Annotated in this window: 15 protein-coding genes; all 15 read right to left on the bottom strand. The window is 61.1% G+C overall.

Translation table 11 applies throughout. The features are described 5' to 3' along the window. Position 1: 1 nt before the first annotated feature. Complete coding sequence (locus CLV84_RS06890) at positions 2-907, bottom strand: 1-aminocyclopropane-1-carboxylate deaminase/D-cysteine desulfhydrase (RefSeq protein ID WP_170067602.1); 906 nt, start codon at positions 905-907, stop codon at positions 2-4. A gap of 4 nt (positions 908-911) precedes the next feature. After that, positions 912-1,127 carry a heavy-metal-associated domain-containing protein gene (locus tag CLV84_RS06885; protein ID WP_104418980.1) on the bottom strand — a complete coding sequence of 72 codons (216 nt, stop codon included), beginning with the start codon at positions 1,125-1,127 and terminating at the stop codon, positions 912-914. Between the two features lie 95 nt (positions 1,128-1,222). Continuing rightward, complete coding sequence (gene tsf / locus CLV84_RS06880; RefSeq protein ID WP_104418979.1) at positions 1,223-2,053, bottom strand: translation elongation factor Ts; 831 nt, start codon at positions 2,051-2,053, stop codon at positions 1,223-1,225. 165 nt (positions 2,054-2,218) lie between these two features. Beyond that, positions 2,219-2,965: a 30S ribosomal protein S2 gene (rpsB, locus tag CLV84_RS06875; RefSeq protein ID WP_104418978.1), complete on the bottom strand. Its 747-nt coding sequence runs from the start codon at positions 2,963-2,965 to the stop codon at positions 2,219-2,221. A 114-nt stretch (positions 2,966-3,079) separates the two neighbouring features. Continuing rightward, positions 3,080-3,469 carry a 30S ribosomal protein S9 gene (rpsI, locus tag CLV84_RS06870; protein ID WP_104418977.1) on the bottom strand — a complete coding sequence of 130 codons (390 nt, stop codon included), beginning with the start codon at positions 3,467-3,469 and terminating at the stop codon, positions 3,080-3,082. A 7-nt stretch (positions 3,470-3,476) separates the two neighbouring features. Beyond that, a complete protein-coding gene (gene rplM / locus CLV84_RS06865) occupies positions 3,477-3,917 on the bottom strand; it encodes a 50S ribosomal protein L13 (RefSeq protein ID WP_104418976.1) in 441 nt (146 codons plus the stop codon). Between the two features lie 191 nt (positions 3,918-4,108). Next, the gene (locus tag CLV84_RS06860) at positions 4,109-5,818 is read right to left on the bottom strand and encodes a mechanosensitive ion channel family protein (protein WP_104418975.1); all 1,710 of its coding nucleotides are present in this window, start codon (positions 5,816-5,818) and stop codon (positions 4,109-4,111) included. A gap of 67 nt (positions 5,819-5,885) precedes the next feature. Then, positions 5,886-7,088 (bottom strand): sensor histidine kinase, encoded by a 1,203-nt coding sequence (locus CLV84_RS06855; protein WP_170067601.1) that lies wholly within the window; start codon positions 7,086-7,088, stop codon positions 5,886-5,888. Between the two features lie 39 nt (positions 7,089-7,127). After that, positions 7,128-8,357, bottom strand: coding sequence for a sensor histidine kinase (locus CLV84_RS06850; protein ID WP_104418973.1), 1,230 nt, complete (start codon positions 8,355-8,357; stop codon positions 7,128-7,130). A 714-nt stretch (positions 8,358-9,071) separates the two neighbouring features. After that, the gene (locus tag CLV84_RS06840; RefSeq protein WP_104418971.1) at positions 9,072-9,446 is read right to left on the bottom strand and encodes a hypothetical protein; all 375 of its coding nucleotides are present in this window, start codon (positions 9,444-9,446) and stop codon (positions 9,072-9,074) included. Next, positions 9,443-9,661 (bottom strand): hypothetical protein, encoded by a 219-nt coding sequence (locus tag CLV84_RS06835; protein ID WP_104418970.1) that lies wholly within the window; start codon positions 9,659-9,661, stop codon positions 9,443-9,445. The genes CLV84_RS06840 and CLV84_RS06835 overlap by 4 nt, the downstream gene beginning before the upstream one ends. 31 nt (positions 9,662-9,692) lie before the next feature. After that, entirely contained in the window at positions 9,693-10,385 is a 693-nt protein-coding gene (locus tag CLV84_RS06830) for a DUF2490 domain-containing protein (protein WP_104418969.1), read from the bottom strand. 58 nt (positions 10,386-10,443) lie between these two features. Then, a complete protein-coding gene (locus CLV84_RS21775; protein ID WP_170067600.1) occupies positions 10,444-13,128 on the bottom strand; it encodes a glycosyl hydrolase in 2,685 nt (894 codons plus the stop codon). After that, the gene (locus CLV84_RS06820) at positions 13,125-14,675 is read right to left on the bottom strand and encodes a carboxylesterase/lipase family protein (RefSeq protein ID WP_104418968.1); all 1,551 of its coding nucleotides are present in this window, start codon (positions 14,673-14,675) and stop codon (positions 13,125-13,127) included. The genes CLV84_RS21775 and CLV84_RS06820 overlap by 4 nt, the downstream gene beginning before the upstream one ends. 75 nt (positions 14,676-14,750) lie before the next feature. Further along, positions 14,751-16,073 carry a hypothetical protein gene (locus CLV84_RS06815; protein ID WP_104418967.1) on the bottom strand — a complete coding sequence of 441 codons (1,323 nt, stop codon included), beginning with the start codon at positions 16,071-16,073 and terminating at the stop codon, positions 14,751-14,753. Between the last annotated feature and the right edge of the window lie 225 nt (positions 16,074-16,298).

Genomic DNA, 16,298 nt, shown 5'->3' with positions numbered 1-16,298 from the left:
ATCAGTAAATCCCCCCGGTGTGGAGAACCACGACGGTGCTTTTCCGGGGATACGCGCCAAGCCGGATCCGTTCCAAGACACCGACGAACAGCTTAGCGGTATATACGGGATCGAGGGGTGGTAAGTCCTGCATACCGACGTCAGCCCGTTTGGCCAGGCAGCCGGGCGGGGTGTAGAGCTTCCAGTGGCCTGGAAACTTACCGTAACCACCGAAGGTAAATTCCTTAACTACCTCGAGTTTGTTGGCGGGTATCGGGCGGCCCATCCACGCTTCGATCGCTCCCCGCATCCAATCGCCACGCAGGGCGGGAAACACTTCGATCTTGGCCGGACACTGCTCGGCTGCCGCGACGATACCCGCTGCCGTACAGCCGGTCCCCGCGCTTAGGCAAAAGTAGTCCGGTACCCGACCTAGTTGAACCACGGACTCGGAAAAAGGGGCTCCGGCGTGGATCAGGGAAGCGGCGGTGCCACCACCTTCCGGGATCACCAGATCCTGCGGTCCGACGGACAGGGCCTGCAAAAATTCGGGGTCGTTCTTACGGCGGTAATCGGATCGGCTTACGAAGCGCAGGTCACTACCGTTGGCGCGGATATAATCGAGAGTGGGGTTGCTGACCGGTTCGCCGCGAACCAGAAAGCGGGTGAAGAAACCGAACCGGCGCCCGGCGGCGCTAAGCGCGGCCAGGTGATTGCTGTACGCACCTCCGAAAGAGACTATGGTGCGACCGCGCAACGCTTCCGGGGCGGCCAGATAGGGCCGGAGCTTACGGACTTTATTCCCCTGTAGCGGGCTTGCGGGGTCGAAGGCGTACAGATCGTCACGCTTACAGTACAGGGCCACCCCGGCCGCGATCGCGAGCGGATGCGGGAGGGACTGTAGCGGACTGGTGGATAGTCCGGACAATTCCCTAATTCAGGGGGCGGATATCGTAGCCGGCATCCTCGACTACCCGAATAATCTCGGCGTCGGAAGCGGTACCTTCCACGGTAAGCACCTTCCGGTCGTCTTCCACATCGACCCGCCAAATGGTCACCCCATCCAGTTCGTCGAGGAAGGGCGAGATGCTGCGTACGCAGCTACCGCAGTTGATGTTGGTTTGAAAGGATTTCAGGGTGGCAGTCATGAATAGCTGTATTTAACGGTCACACAACAAGTTCAACGCAAAAAGGGTCGACTTCCTTAACGGAAGTCGACCCCTAAGAAGTTTAGCTGGGAATCCTATCCAAGCGCGACGTGCTTGAAATCGGTCACCTTGAGTCCCTTTTCCACACTGTCGAGGTACTGAGCTACGGACTGCTTATCGCTCTTTACAAAGGCCTGCTCTTCGAGGGTATTCTCCTTGAAGAACTTATTCAAGCGACCTTTGGCGATCTTTTCGAGCATATCCTCCGGCTTGCCTTCCTGGCGGGCCAGATCCTTGGCGATGTCGAGTTCCTGAGTAATGGTGGCTTCGTCGATGCCTTCCTTGCTGACGGCGACGGGCTTCATGGCAGCCACTTGCATGGCTACGTCACGACCGGCATCGTATGCTTTTTCGTCCTGCTTATTGAGGGCGACCAGCACGCCGGCACGGTAGCCGCTGTGGATGTAAGGAGCCACCATCGGGGCTTCCAGTTGCTCGTAGGCGGTGACATCGATCTTTTCGTTGATCTTGCCGACCATCTCGGTGACTTTGTCGCCGACGGTAAGGTTGCCTTCCATCTTAAGCGCACGCAGGGCGTCGATGTCGGCGGGACGCTCGGTAAGGGCGATATCGGCGATCTTCTGGGCGAAGGCGACGAAATCGTCGTTCTTGGCTACGAAGTCGGTTTCACTGCTCAACCGGATGACGATGCCGAAATCGTTGGCGTCGGATACCTGGGCGATGACCACGCCTTCGTTGGCTTCGCGGTCTCCCCGTTTCGCGGCGACTTTCTCCCCGCGCTTACGCAGTACCTCGATGGCTTTGTCGAAATCACCGTCGGCCTCAGCCAATGCTTTCTTACAATCCATCATACCGGAACCGGTCATGTCCCGTAATTTCTTTACGTCTTGAGCGCTAATGGCCATTCTGTTATTAATTTTATATTCTTCGGTTAATTGAAGCGTAGTACGCGAATGATTGGCGTTGCCAACCGGAAGTATGGGAGTAGCTGGTCGTGCTAAGTACGTAGTGCGGTAGCCTCCGTAACAAAGCCTACCGTACTATCCTTCCACTACCTACCACCCTGAACCCTACTCCGCGGTAGCGGCTTCGGTTTCTTCACCGGCGCTTTCCTTCGCGTCCTTATCCTCGCTGCGCTCGGAGAGGCCTTCCTTGATGCATTCGACCAGGTAATTGGTGATGACACCAACGGCTTTGCTGGCGTCGTCGTTACCGGGGATGGCGTAGTCGACGCTGGTGGGGTCGGCATTGGTGTCCACGATACCGAAGGTGCGCATACCGAGCTTCTTGGCTTCGGCGATGGCGAGGTGCTCGTGTACGATGTCGACGACAAAGATCGCGTTGGGGATCCGCTGCATGTCAGCGATACCGCCCAGCACCTTGTTCATCTTGTCGTGCTCCCGGGTGAGGGTGAGGCGTTCCTTCTTGGTAACGCTGTCGAGGGTACCGTCAGCCAGCATCCGCTCGATATTCTGCATCTTACGGATGGAGCGGCGAATGGTGTTGAAGTTGGTCAGCATACCACCCTGCCACCGGTCGGTGACGAAGGGCATGTTGACTTCCCGGGCGGCGGCGGTCACGATGTCGCGAGCCTGCTTCTTGGTGGCCACGAAAAGGATCTTCTTACCGGCACGGGCGATCTGCCGCATGGCGTTTCCGGCGCGGTCGATGTTCTCGAGGGTGCGGTTCAGGTCGATGAGGTGGATGCCGTTCTTCTCGGTGAAGATGTAGGGCGACATCTTGGGGTTCCACTTACGGCGCAGGTGGCCGAAGTGGACGCCGGCCTCCAGAAGCTGCTGATGGGTTGGCTTAGCCATTGATTTTTATTAGTGTCCGGCAGGACGAGCCAGCCGGGGATTTTTGAATTACGGATGAATAAAGCGCTGCCGTCGATAGTACCGTACCCTTGTAGTACGGTGCTACCGTAGGGATTAGCGCTTACTGAACTGGAAGCTCTTACGGGCCTTGGGCTTACCGTACTTCTTACGTTCTACGACGCGGGCGTCGCGGGTAAGCAGCTTGTTGCTCTTCAGGGGGCTGCGGAAGTCTTCGTTCAGCTTCACGAGAGCCCGGCTGATTGCCATCCGGATCGCTTCGGCCTGGCCTTTGTAGCCACCACCGTCTACGTTGACCTTCAGGTCGTAGATGCTGTTGTCCACCTCGATGACCTGGAAGGGCTGAACGATCTTGCCCTGGACGTGCGTCTGGGGAAAGTAGTTCTTGTAGTCCTTACCGTTGACGGTGATATTGCCCTTACCCTGCATAAGGTAGACGCGGGCGACGGCGGCCTTGCGGCGACCTATTGCATTGATTTGTTCCATGATTCTTCTACTTCAGTTCCTGCGGTTGCTGTGCGGTGTGGGGATGCTCGGGGCCGTTGTAAACGTAGAGCTTCTTATACTGGGCGCGGCCGAGCTTGGTCTTCGGCATCATGCCTTTTACGGCGTGCTCCAGCACGAGTTCCGGCTTGCGGTCCATGATCTGGCGGGGGGTAGCCGCGCGCTGTCCACCGGGATAGCCGGTGTGACGCAGGTAGACCTTCTTGTTGAACTTCTGACCGGTAAAGCGGACCTTATCGGCATTGATAACAATGACGTGGTCGCCGTTGTCGAAGTGGGGAGTGTAGTCGGGCTTGTGCTTACCACGCAGTACGCGGGCGATCTTGGTGGCCAGGCGACCGACAATCTCTCCCTCTGCGTCTACCACGTGCCACTTGCGCTCGACGGTGGCGGTATTGGCCGACTGCGTCTTGTAGGATAGTGTATTCACTGGAAATACTTGATTTTAACTGATTTACCGCAGCCGCAACGCCGCCCTGATGGAGACGCGGTCACGAAAGCGGACGCAAAGGTAAGATTATCCCCGGCGAGAAACAAGCGTTTACGCTCATTATTTTCGTTAACCACCCCTGTAAGTCACTGAAAAACAGGGGAAATTTCGCACGGGGGCCGGAACGGCGGTTATTCCACGACCTTTTGCTCCCGCTCCCGGGGCAAAGCGGTACCGTCCGAAAGGCCGGCGAGAAAGCGGATCATCCCCTCGCGGAGGTCGCAGTGCAGCTCCCAGGCACTGCTGGAGTCACGGGCCGACACCAGGCAGCGAATCTCCATGGCCGTAGTGTCACTGTCGACCACCTGCACGCTAGGTTCGCTTTCCCCGTCGTAGAGGTCGTGGCCCTTGAGCAGCTCGGAGAACTTTTCCCGGACCCGGTCGACGTCCGTTTTGAAGTCGGCGTGGAGCACGATGGGCTTGAGCATGTGGGGGTCGTTCATGCTCCAGTTCTGGAAGGGATGGGTGATGAAGTACTTCAACGGAATGATCAGCCGCCGGGCATCCCAAGTCTTAATGACGAGGTAGGTAAAGCGGATTTCCTCGATGGTGCCGTATTCGCCTTCGAAGATGACGCTGTCGCCGATACGCGCCGGTTTCGTGATGGCGATCTGTAGCCCGGCCATGATGTTGCCCAACGTAGGCTGAGCGGCGATACCGAGGAGGATGGTGGCCAGTCCCGCGGAGGCCAGCAAGCTGACCCCCAGATTCTGTAAGGAGGGGAATTGACTGGTAATGACCCCGATGCCCACTACGATGACCACGAAGGTGATCACCCGCCGGGCCACGCTGATCGTCGTCAGCGTCCGCCGGCTCTCCATGTTCTCCTCGTCACTGACATCCTCGACCTGGGTTTCCGTCAGCCGCTCCATGACGTAATCGATCACGCTCATCACCAGCCAGGTGACCGTCCCCACCACGACCACCAGCAGCAGGGCGTAGAGGTAAGGCGACCACCCGCCGGCAATGCTCAGCAGGTTATTCATACAGAGGTAGAAGACGAAGATCGACAGGGCCAGGGCCGTAGGCGTGGCAATGTGCGTACTCAGGTCGGTCAGCCACTCGCTCTCGCTGCGGTTCAGCAGGCGTTTGGTAATGGTGCGGATCAAGAGGAACAACAGGTAGCACAGGAAGCCCAGGAACAATACCGCCACCACCTTCCATAGCGAGATGCCCAAAACGATCTGGTCGGCCCAGTCTGGCACGTTCCGGTCCAGCCACGTAGGCCCGAACTCGGCGTACAGCGCCTCGATGTTCTCCACCGTCGGCGCGGCGATCACCCATATCGGCGCCTGCTCGCCTACTCGTACGCGCTGCAGGTTGAGTTGAATGTCGCGATCGCCCTGGCTCAGCTGGCCGAACGAGATCAGCCGCCGGGGCTGACCGGCCACGGCTTGCTTCCCGGCGGAGGCAACATTTACCTGTCCGTCCGCCCGGTCCGGCAGCGCATCCCAACTCAGCGATACCCGCTGGTCGAGGACGTACGACAACTTTTCGGCCAGCACGGCAGCCTCCTGTGGCTGCACACGGGCCGGCATAAGATTGAGGTTAAGGGCGAAAGCCGCGCTGGCGAAATCCCCCTCCCGCGCCGAGAGGATGAAGTGCTCCATTGCGGCCTGCGGCGTGCGCAGGTTGATGGTGGTGGGTCGGTCGGGTAAGCCCGTATTCAGCCGCTCGAGCTGGAAGTAGGCTTCCGCGTATTCACCGAGGGCAAGGGTATCGGGCAGGCTGGTAGGAACGGATTGCACCACCGTGTCCCGGGTGGGCAGCGTATCCGGAGCTCCGCTTTGGCTCCAGAGGATGCCCGGCAGAAAGAAAAGGAGATAACAAAACGTACGCATGTTAGTCCTACGTTCGCCCGGGAGCGGATGTTTGCCGGTACGGGCAAACCGCTCCCTATTCGTCGAATCAGTGGTCGGCGATGGTGAAGGTGAAGGTCGATCCCAGGCCTTCCTCCGACGCGATGCGGATCGTCCCGCCGAGGGCCTCGACCAGCCGCTTTACGATGCTCAGCCCGACGCCGTGCCCGCGCATGGCATCGTTATCCGACACGGCGGAATGAAAGAGCCGGAACACGGCCTCCAAGTGCTGGGGAGGAATGCCGCGGCCATTATCCTGGACGGCGAAAACGTAGCCCTCATCCGCATCCAGGTGCGAGGAGATCCGGACGGAACAACTTTCCTTGTCGTTGAACTTCAGGGCATTGCCGATCAGGTTCTGGAAGATCTGCAGCATTGCGATCCGGGAAGTGTGCAACGTTTCGATTTCGCCGACGTATTCCACCGCGCAACCGGCCGGCACCTCCACCTGGCGCACGGCCTGTTCGATGATGTCGCGGACGATCACCCGGTTATTTTCGATGCGGAGGGTGTGCGCGGCCTTGCTGTACTTCAGTACGCCCTCGATCATCCGGGAGGCATCGCTCGCCCGCTGCTGAATCATCCCGATGAGCGCCGTACCGTCCTCGGGCAATAAGTCGCCGTAATCCTCGGCCAGGAATTCACCGGCCTGGCTGATGTTGCGTACCGGCGCCTTGAGATCGTGGGCGATAACATAGCTAAAATCCCGCAGCACGTTGTACGCGGCTTCCCGCTCCCGCAGCAGTTTGTGGCTCCGGTCCACCGCCCGCCTTAATTCAAACAGCCGCACCACTTGGCGGGCAAGTTTCTCGAGGGCCGCCAACTGTTCCGCACTAAGGTCCCGGGGTTCGTGATCGATAACACAGAGGCTGCCCAGCGCGTACCCTTCCTGGGTCACTAGCGGCATCCCGGCGTAGAATACGATATTCGGATCGTCGGTGACCAGCTGATTGTGGCGGAAGCGTTCGTCGACGCGGGCGTCCCGAACAACCAGGGGTCGATCGGGGTCGAGAATGGTGTGCGAACAAAAGGCTAGGTCACGGGTCGTCTGCCGCACCCCGAGATCCCAGCCGACCTGTGACTTGAACCACTGGCGGTCGCGGTCGATCAGGCTGATCAGCGACACCTTCGCTCCGCATAGCTGGGACGCCAGGGAGGTCAGCTCATCGTATTCCTCTTCGGCCAGCGTGTCTAGTATCTTATAGCGACGCAGTTCCTCTAGTCGCTTCTCTTCGTTGTCGGAATGCCTCACCCCGGCAAACATACGATATTTCCCGACCCGTCTGCGCGCCTAGGGCCGCAGGAGCTGGGTCGGCGCGGAGATCGGCCGCGAGGGAATGACCAGGGTGAATGTCGCCCCCTCCCCCAACTTCGATGCTACCGAAACGCTACCCGACAAATCCTCCAGCAGCCGACGCACGATCGACAGGCCGACGCCATGCCCGCGCAGGTGCTCCTCGCCGGCGGAATGGAACAACTGGAAAATGGCGCCGATTTCCCGTTCGGGGATGCCCGGACCGTTGTCGCTAACGGTAAAGGTGCACCCGACGCCCTCCGTATACCAACTGTCGATAACGACCCGGCCCTCCGGCTTGTCGTTGAACTTCACGGCGTTGCCGATCAGGTTCTGAAAGATATGCTTCAGCGCAATGGGGGAGATGTTCAGCGCTTCGACCTTGCCGACGTATTCTATCCGGCACGCTTCCTTCCCCACCTGAGCGGCGATCAGGGGGATAAGGTCGGCCAAAACCACCGGCTCGCTCTTGGCGTCCATGCTACCGGAAACTTTGCTATACCGGAGAACTCCTTCGATCATTCGACCCGCATCCGCGGCCCGGCTCTCGATGATGGCAAACAAGTGCGCCGCTTCCGCCGAAAGCTCCCGCTGATGATCTTCCCGTAGAATTTCCGCTACCTGGCGGATGTTGCGGACCGGCGCCTTCAGGTCATGAGCGATGATGTGGCTGAAATCCCTGAGCAGCCGGTAGGCGTATTCTTTCTCCCGCAGCCGGTCCTGGCTTACCCGTACCGACCGGTGCAGCTCGAGCAGCTTGACGGCCTGGTTACTGAGCCGGCGCAGGGAGTTGAGTTGCCCCTCGCTAAGCTGCCGGGGCTCCAGGTCGATCACGCAAAGCGAGCCCAGCGGGTACCCTTCGCGGGAACAGAGGGGGAAGCCGGCGTAGAAAACCACGTTGGGGTCCTGAGCAACGAAAGGATTGTGGCGAAAGCGCTCGTCGACGCGCATGTCGGAAACGATGAGCGGGCGGTTCTTTTCCAGAATGGTATGGGTGCAGAACCCGTCATTCCTGGGGATCTGTCGCCCCGGAATTTGGAAGCCGTATTCCGCCTTGTACCACAGCCGGTCCTCATCGACCAGCGCAATCTGCGCTACGGGCGTTTGGCAAATCTCGGCGGCCAACGTTACGAGATCGTCGTACTCGTCTTCGGGTAGGGTGTCGAGGATATCGAACTCCCGCAGGTTGGCCAATCTGGCATTTTCATTCGGTGGGATAGGGACCATCGTCCGGTAAAGGTACGATACGACGGCAGGCTCACGGTTGGTATTTCCCGCAACGAGGTAAGGCACCGGCGATTTTCCAGCAGTTGGTTCCCGAGAGCGATGGACGGCGAACGGAGAAGCCGGACCTGTTATTTCAGAAACAACCGCGTCATCCGGCGTTGCCTGCCGATCATCGCCCGTACCGCGATCGACAGGTCCTGGGTGACGGTGTCGGTCTCCCCCGTCCGGGCATTCCGCTCGCCAGGGCGGATACTGAACTACAGGTGGCGGGCGGTCAGGAGCCCGAGCGATTCCCGGTCGGGTACGAAGCCGGCGCGGGCATCCGGGGCAAGGTCCGCGTGGGCCGCGACCGCGGCGGGGCGGGCGTCGGCCGGCTCGTCGAGCGCCGGTGTACGTTCGGCTACCGCGTCGATCGTGGCTGCAGCTGCGTTTGCATCCGCCCGTAGAGTTCGCGGTGACTGATGGACAGCGGACCGGTCCCGTTCCAATGCAGCTAATGAAAACGGCGGGGTACTGGTCGGTGAGTTCGCAGACCGTAGCCTGCGGGGCTTCCGCGATGGCGGGTAAAAGCAGCAACAGTGCGTAGCGAACGGACTTCGTTTAGGGTCACCTCACCCACTATCGCGGAAGATCAGGGGGTAGACCGAAGGTGGTTCCGCGCAACACCGTTTGATGGTATTCGTTTCACCCGCGCTCCGGCGCCCCGCCGTTTTACTACCGCCTCACTCCCGGCTTCACGTCCTCCCGCGGTACGTTGATGAGGAAGTAGAAGTAGACCGCCCCCAGGCCGTAAGCGAGGTAATCCCAAACGTCGTAGCGGAAGGCCTCCCTGTAGCGGGGATAGACCTCCTCGAAGATGACGGCCAGCACGAGTACGGCGACCGCCGTTTCGTACCACCGCAGGTAGGGGGCGCGCCATACCAGCTGCCGCTCCCACAACCAAAGCCCGAGCAGAATGGGCGGCGCCAGGAAGGGATCCAAATAACTATCGATCAGCTCCAGCGGGTAGCCGAGCACCCGCTGCAGCAGCTGGTGGAGTACGAAAAGCAGTACGGCGGCCCACCACCATGGGTTACGGAGGACGTTCATAGTACCGTGATGAAGGCGATGAGGAGGCCAAGCAGGATGACGGGCGACAGGGCCAGCAGCACGATGACGCCGAACAGCCGCAGGCCGATTTTAGCGGCACCGACGAGAAAGGGGTCTTCTGCGTGAATCGTGGCCAGGTTATCCCACCACTGGTAGGTCTCGGCCGCTTTGTCGGGCAGGGATTTCGACTCCTGCTCCTCCGGTGTATTGTCCATACAGCTCCAAGTCGGAAACGGCCAACCGGGTTCACCAGCTGTGGTGCAAGCTCACCTGGAGCTGGGCCTTGTCGACGGCGACGGTCGTTTGCCGCATCCAGCCTAGCTGGGTGCGCAGCCGGTCGGTAATGCCGTAAGCCAGGCCGAGGTACAGGCGGTTGCGGTCGAAATACTGTACGCTGCGTCCGTCACCGATGTCCAGTTGCCCGTTGAGGAACACCTCGTTGTAGAGTGCCAGGTTGATGACGCCCTTCCCCAAATCGGTGGCGTTCAGCGGTACGTTGACGAACAGATTGTAGCGGTAGCGGGTACGGACATCCTGCCCCTCCACCCAGCGCTGCTCGTAGCGCAGGCGATGGGTGAGCAAAAAGCGGCCGCCGATGCGCTGCGGAAACAGCGCTTCCTGGTATATCCGGCTTTCCCCACTCGTGGCGTCGCTGTCACCGTAAGCTCCGCTCGTCACGTTGGCGTAGCCCAGGGTGAAGGTGATGCCCGCGTCGGTCGGAGAATAAGTCAGGCCGGAGCGGAGCAACAATTGTTCGAGATCGCCCCCCAGGTTCCAGTTGCGGTACTGGGCGTCACCCTGGATGCCCCAGGGGCCGTCGCCAAAGGAATGGGAATAGAAGTACATGTACCATGCGCCGAGCTTGTCTTCATCGACGGCGGACTGACCGCTAAGGGGAAGGACAATCAGGCAAAGCAAAAAATAGAAAACGTACTTCATAGGGCGCCGGACGCAGGTGCAACGAACAATCAGGATGCGAATATAGGTACCTGTCGCTTCACTCCCGGGTCAGGAGCCGCACCCGGCCGGTCAGTCCCGATAAAGCCGGCGGCCACGCACCCGCGTCGAAGGGGCGGTAAGTGATGTCGACGAAGTTAATGTCGTAGAAGTTCTTCCACTCGGGGTGCTCGCGATCGTAGCGGCGCATATAATTGGCCGACAGGTTCTGTACTACGATGGTGAGCTGGTTCGCTTCGCGCAGCAAGTTGGCGGGCAGGTCGAGCTCGTTCGGGAAGGCCCATACCGTGCCCACCGGCTCCCCGTTCAGGATCACCTCCGCGCTTTCGTGCACCCCATCGAAGGTCAGCCGGTAACCCGCGGCACCCAACGCGGCTGCATCCAGGGTAAAATCGGTGCGGTAGGTAGCCTTGCCGGTAAAGAAGGCAAGGTCCTCGTCCCAGTCGGTCCAGGAGGTAAGCCGCTCCGGCGTATACCGCTCCCGGACTTGCAGGCCGGTGGTGTCGTCGAAGGTTACGGTCCACGGACCCTCGATCGCCAGGGTGTCGCTGACGCGGAGGAAATCCCTCGCTGGCGCGGCGGCTTCGTTCGTACTTGTTTCGACCAGCACGGATTTCCCCGGCGGCAGCTCGAGGAAGAAGCTGTCGCGGGTGGCGATCGATACGGAAGCCCCGGTCAGCGGATCGGTAAGCACGATGCTCCGGTAATCACCGGAAAGGGTAACGTAGCCCCGGTCGAAGCGGTCGGACAGGTTGGTCAGAAAGTACAGGCCGCCTGTGTCGGTGCGCTTGCGAATGTAGTCGAGACCAAGCTTCTTTACGCTTTCCGGACGCACTCCCGCTTCGGCCAGCGCAGGCGCCACGTCGGCCACCGCGGTAAGTCCACGAAGCTTATCGGCCGGAATGCGGCGATCCGCCCCCAGCCCCGGATACGCGGCCGGTAGTCGGTCGAGAAAAATCACCTCCACGCCGCCGCGCTTCAGTTGGTGTAATACGTTCAGCGTTGCCTCGGGCAGGTAGGTCGTTGCCGGCACCACGACGGCCCGGTAGCTGGCGCGGCCGTCCAGGCTTACCCCACCGGTTGCATCCGTCCGCAAGGAGGCCAGTTGGCGGTCGGAGACGTAATCGAAGGCGTAGCCGGCCTCCAGCAGTTCTTCCGCGGTCTGGCCGAAGGGGGTGGCGCCAAACCAGTCCTCGCTGTGGTGGACGTCCAGTTGCAGCAGGATATCCTCGTCGGACGAAGACCAGCGATCGTGAATGGGAAAGTAGAGGAGTACGTCGTTGTCGGGCCGGGCCGCCTGGAGGGCAGACTGGCACCGTTCGATGTAGTCGTTCAACAGGGGGAGCTCGTCGGAGAAGTGGGCGGTGGGCCCGAAATTGGTGGACGCGTAGAACAGCCATCCCGGATAGCCGGCCTCCGCGGGCGAGTACGTACTGCCGTGGAAGAACACGTGATTCACTCCGCCCACGAACAGCTGGTCGAGGTGGGGTTTCACTTGCCGCAGCGACACCCGAAAGTGGTTGCCCAGCCAGGTACCCGTTTCGGAGCTGACCAGCGGCTTGCCGTAAAGGTGGGCCGGGGAAGAGGCGAACTTCGTCATCAGGGTGCTCGGCCGGCCGAAGGTCTCGGGTTCGAAGTCGGGGTCGCAGGCCAGGCCGGGAATCCCGAATTCCGCGCAGCCGAAGGACTCCGTTTCCGGGATCGTAGCCAGGGCGTACAGGTCGAGGATATTGCCCGGGGAACCGTGGGCCTGGTAGCGGGTGAGCCAGCCGGCCCGCTCTCCGTACCGCGTCCAGGGGCGGGCGAAGGATTCGTACAGCAGCTCGGAGATGGTAGCGCGAATATCATGGAGCAACAAGCCGCGATCCCGGTGGTAGGTATCGGCAAGCAGGGGCAGGCTCGCCCGGACATCGTAACCGTGCTGCCTCCGGAAGGCACTGGCGAACGCTTCCGTCCACTGGGCCCCGTACACCTCGTAGCTGTCGTGGTAGATGGCCCGCACCTCCGGTGGATTAGCCGATTGGGAGAACACGGAATCGAAGTGCGCCAGGTATTCGTCCACGGCGCCGCGGTCGAAGTAATCCACTACCAGGCCCTCGCCCCCCGGCGCGGCCCGCTTCACCCGCTGACCGGTGGGGCGGACGCCGAAGACCACCGCCCGCCAGTCGCCGGCGGGCACCGCCCAGGCGTCCCGGCCCCCTCCCAGGAAGGGCGACAGATTATACTGCCGCCGGCCGTCGGTGACAAATACGGCTTCCACATCCTGGAGCTGCAGTTGGTCGGCCAACCGCTCCGGGTCCGGCAGAAAAGCGCTCCCGGCGGTTAGCGAAAAGGTATCCACGGTGAGGCTACGCGCGGCGTGGCTGGCATCGACCCAGGGCCCGCCGAAGGGCCATCCCGTGCCGAGGGACAGGTCCACCCCCATCCCGAGGCGGTCGGCCTCGGTGATGGTATAGGCCGCCATTTCCATCCAGGGTTCGGAGAGAAAATCGAGGAATTGGTCCTCGTAGCCCTTTGCCCCGTAAATGGGAATGATGTGTACCCCGCCCAGCCCTGACGCGGCGAACTGCTCGAGCTGACGGGTAATGTCTTGCTTGTTTACGGCACTGCCCATCCACCACCAGTAGGTCCAGGGACGGGCGGTCCGCTCGGTCACCTGCGCCCCGGCCAGCGAGCCAAACAGGAGCAGGAGCAGCACGATCAACGGCCAGTGGCGATAATTCATTCATCCAAACTTTGCAGGTAAAACATAAAGTCGAGGCGCTCGGCGTCGGGCAGCAGCTCCGCCCGAACCCGGTCGCCCAGGAGCATCACTTCCTTCCGCGCCGCGGAATAGGCCGGCCAGGCGGGCAGCCCGACACCGTTGGGGTTGCCGTGCTTGACGAAGTTGACCCAGTAGGTACGCATGGTTTCGGACAACTCGTGATCGACGGGGGTCCAGCGGCGGTCCACCCGGTCGAGGTTGCCGTAGGCGTAGGGCACCTCCCCGGTGTGGAAGGCACCGTAGTCGGCGTACTTCCCTTCGCCGGGGACCCGCCGGGTGAAGCGATAGAGGTAGACGGGCCGGTCCGAATAGCCGGCGTGGAGGTTGGACCAGCCGTAGTTCTGAATACCGAAAAGAGCATCGCGGGCCGCATCCTCCTGCGACCGTCGGGCGATACTGTCGTTGGTGGCCGGGTAGTAGGACAGGTACTCCTCCGCCCGGTCCGGGTAACGTTCGCGAATGCGCGCGCGGTAAGCCGCCGCATCGACGAGCGGCCCGGGCAGCAGGCCTTCGTTTTCATTCCAGCCCGTAAGCAACTCTACCTCACGGGCCCGCCCCGGCCCCAGTAATTCCGCTACCGGCAGCGGCAGCACGTAGCCGTCGAGTATGGGCCGCAGCAGCGGGGCGGGGGTCGCCTGGATCGTGGCGGCGGGGAGGGCACGCATAGCCTCCAGATCGGTCCCTCCCAGGGAATCGGCGAAGCGCAGGCCATTATCCTCAGCGGCGGCCAGGCTCACGGGCTCCCGCGTCAGCAGCCCCCCGCTCTCAGCGATGGCGCGGTGAAAGAGTCCGTAGGAGAGCGGGGACGCGACCAGGGCGTTGACGCTGGCGGCCCCGGCCGACTGTCCGGCGATCGTGATGCGGTTCGGGTCGCCGCCAAAGGCGGCGATGTTGTCGCGCACCCAGTGGAGGGCGGCGATCTGGTCCAGTAATCCGTAGTTGCCGGAACTGCCGTAAGGGGCCTCAGCACTGAGCTCCGGATGGGCGAGAAAGCCGAAGGGCCCGACCCGGTAGTTGATGCTGACGAAGACCACCCCCTCCCGCGCCATGGCCTCCCCGTCATAAATGGGCACGGCGCTGCCCCCGCTGTTAAAGCCGCCCCCGTAGATCCACACCAGCACGGGCTGCTGGGTGGCACCGGCCCGGGACCAAACGTTGAGGTAGAGGCAGTCTTCCCCTATGGGCTCTTTGGGAATGAGGAATTCCTCGCTCCACATGCTGAATGGCTCCGGACTGCGCTGCATGGGGCTGGCGGCGAAGGTGGTGCAGACTTTGGTGCCGGTCCACGAATCGGGAGGCTCCGGAGCTCGCCACCGCAGCGAATCAATCGGAGGCCGGGCGAAGGGGATCCCTCGAAAGATGTTGATGGTGCCGTCCGCCGAAGTCTCTCCGACTACCCGACCGTAGTAGGTTTCGACCGCTGGCTGGGCCGACAAGGTGAGGGTAATCAGCCCTAAGCAGGCAGAAAGAAGATAGGCGCGGCCTAGACCTCTCGGGTGTACGGGCATGGTCAACGAGCTTTCCCCGCTAACCTAACCATATTTCCCGATTGCCCCGCTTGCGCAACCCGATCCGGACGGAGGTTACTCTGACTTCAGCACGAATTTCTTCGTCCAGCTAGGTACCTCCGAACCATTCTCGTAGACGATGATTCGCGTGGTGTCGGTTGGTTGATCGGGATTCGGGTTCACGTAGCCGGTGGAGTCCGGTGGATTGACGATGGGACCGTCCCGTTCCTGGCCCGGCCACGGATCCCGCTCGTAAAGTCTGATCTCCAGGTCGGCGATTTCTATGGGGCTTGCAATGGTATACTCGCGGGCAAAGTGGGCGTTGTCGAAGTAAGTCTCTTCCCAACTACTCGATCCAATGTTCCACCATGTCCAGTTCGGGCCACTGATGCGAACGCGTAAGGAGGTTTTTCGCGGCAACTTAGCCAGCAGAGAATAGGTTCCCGCAGCAAAGTCGGTCCTTTCCCCCGCTAGCAGGTTCGGTCCATACTCGCCCTGTACGGGGTATTGAATCGTATCGGTATGCGCGAACTCGGTATTGTCGAGAAAATGCTGAACATGGGTTTCAAAATCGTCAATGGTGGTTTCCAGCCCGAGCTCATCCAGGCGCTCTTCCAGGTGCTTACGCGCGGCCGGCAGGTCGAGGGCTACGGCGTTATTGACCAGTGTACTTCCCAGGCGGTCGCTGTTCAGAACCCCGTCCGCCCGCAGGTCCGTGCTCAGGTTGGCGACGAGCTCCGATAAGTCGGCTACGCTGAGGTACCCCTGCAGGATAACGGACATGGCCAGCAGCCGGGCATTGTCGTCCCCACCCTTCGTGATGTCGAGCAGTTCGGATTTGGCCACGTCGGCGTTGCTCATCTCGAAGATGTCCAGAATCTCCCGCTGGGCCTGGAGCTTAGCCGGCCCGAACGCGCTGCCGCGGGAGACCAGGTAATCCACCCGCGCCCGTTCCAGGGTGGTCAGGAGGTTTACGTTAAGGGCGCTGTAATCTTCGAGGTTGCTGAGGGCGTAGAGGGTAAGCTGGGCGGCGGAATTTTCGCCGGTGACCTCGTTGAAGTAGAAGCCGTCCGCTTTCAGCTGCACGTATGGGGAAACGAACTCGACGTTGCGGACCTCGAAGGTGCCCCGGTTATCGACGATTTGGGTTTGGAAATTCTTGCCGGTCGGGGCCAGCTGGTCGTCCAACTCGACGAGTTGTATCGAGGTACCGTTCAGGTAGGGCCCCTTCTGCACGTAGCCGCCCACGTAGTCGTAGCGGATGGTATCGACGGCGGGAACGGGCTCAGGCTCCGGTTCAGGCTCTACGACCACTACGGCCGGCTCGATCACCTCCTTCTCGCAGGAAATGGCGCCGAGCAGGAGCAGTAGCAGGGCACAGTGGAAAAAACGCTTCATAGGAAAATTGAAATGGGCGGTGGATGGGCTCCTTCGACCGCAATAGCGAGCACGAAGGAACCAATAGATACTCCCCCAAACGTTGGTAATTGGGTCGCTATTGCCACGATAACCGGTCGGGAGCCCTGCTTCCCGCGCCCCGGCGCCAGCTAAAAAGGGGTTGGGCGACGGGGCGCGGGTTTCAAAGGGGAAGTCCCCCCGGGTCCGCAAAAAACCGGGAAGTAC

It is taken from the genome of Neolewinella xylanilytica (genome assembly GCF_002934605.1).
In the GTDB taxonomy this organism is placed as follows: Bacteria; Bacteroidota; Bacteroidia; order Chitinophagales; family Saprospiraceae; genus Neolewinella; species Neolewinella xylanilytica.
Note: the sequence above shows the minus strand (reverse complement) of the source record. Positions and strands in the feature narration are given on the sequence as shown.

Bases quoted from the DNA above. Each gene is read 5' to 3' on its own strand.
- CLV84_RS06885 (WP_104418980.1), bottom strand. From the start codon at position 1,127: ATGACTGCCACCCTGAAATCCTTTCAAACCAACATCAACTGCGGTAGC.
- tsf (WP_104418979.1), bottom strand. From the start codon at position 2,053: ATGGCCATTAGCGCTCAAGACGTAAAGAAATTACGGGACATGACCGGT.
- rpsB (WP_104418978.1), bottom strand. From the start codon at position 2,965: ATGGCTAAGCCAACCCATCAGCAGCTTCTGGAGGCCGGCGTCCACTTC.
- rpsI (WP_104418977.1), bottom strand. From the start codon at position 3,469: ATGGAACAAATCAATGCAATAGGTCGCCGCAAGGCCGCCGTCGCCCGC.
- CLV84_RS06860 (WP_104418975.1), bottom strand. From the start codon at position 5,818: ATGCGTACGTTTTGTTATCTCCTTTTCTTTCTGCCGGGCATCCTCTGG.
- CLV84_RS06850 (WP_104418973.1), bottom strand. From the start codon at position 8,357: ATGGTCCCTATCCCACCGAATGAAAATGCCAGATTGGCCAACCTGCGG.
- CLV84_RS06840 (WP_104418971.1), bottom strand. From the start codon at position 9,446: ATGAACGTCCTCCGTAACCCATGGTGGTGGGCCGCCGTACTGCTTTTC.
- CLV84_RS06835 (WP_104418970.1), bottom strand. From the start codon at position 9,661: ATGGACAATACACCGGAGGAGCAGGAGTCGAAATCCCTGCCCGACAAA.
- CLV84_RS06830 (WP_104418969.1), bottom strand. From the start codon at position 10,385: ATGAAGTACGTTTTCTATTTTTTGCTTTGCCTGATTGTCCTTCCCCTT.
- CLV84_RS21775 (WP_170067600.1), bottom strand. From the start codon at position 13,128: ATGAATTATCGCCACTGGCCGTTGATCGTGCTGCTCCTGCTCCTGTTT.
- CLV84_RS06820 (WP_104418968.1), bottom strand. From the start codon at position 14,675: ATGCCCGTACACCCGAGAGGTCTAGGCCGCGCCTATCTTCTTTCTGCC.
- CLV84_RS06815 (WP_104418967.1), bottom strand. From the start codon at position 16,073: ATGAAGCGTTTTTTCCACTGTGCCCTGCTACTGCTCCTGCTCGGCGCC.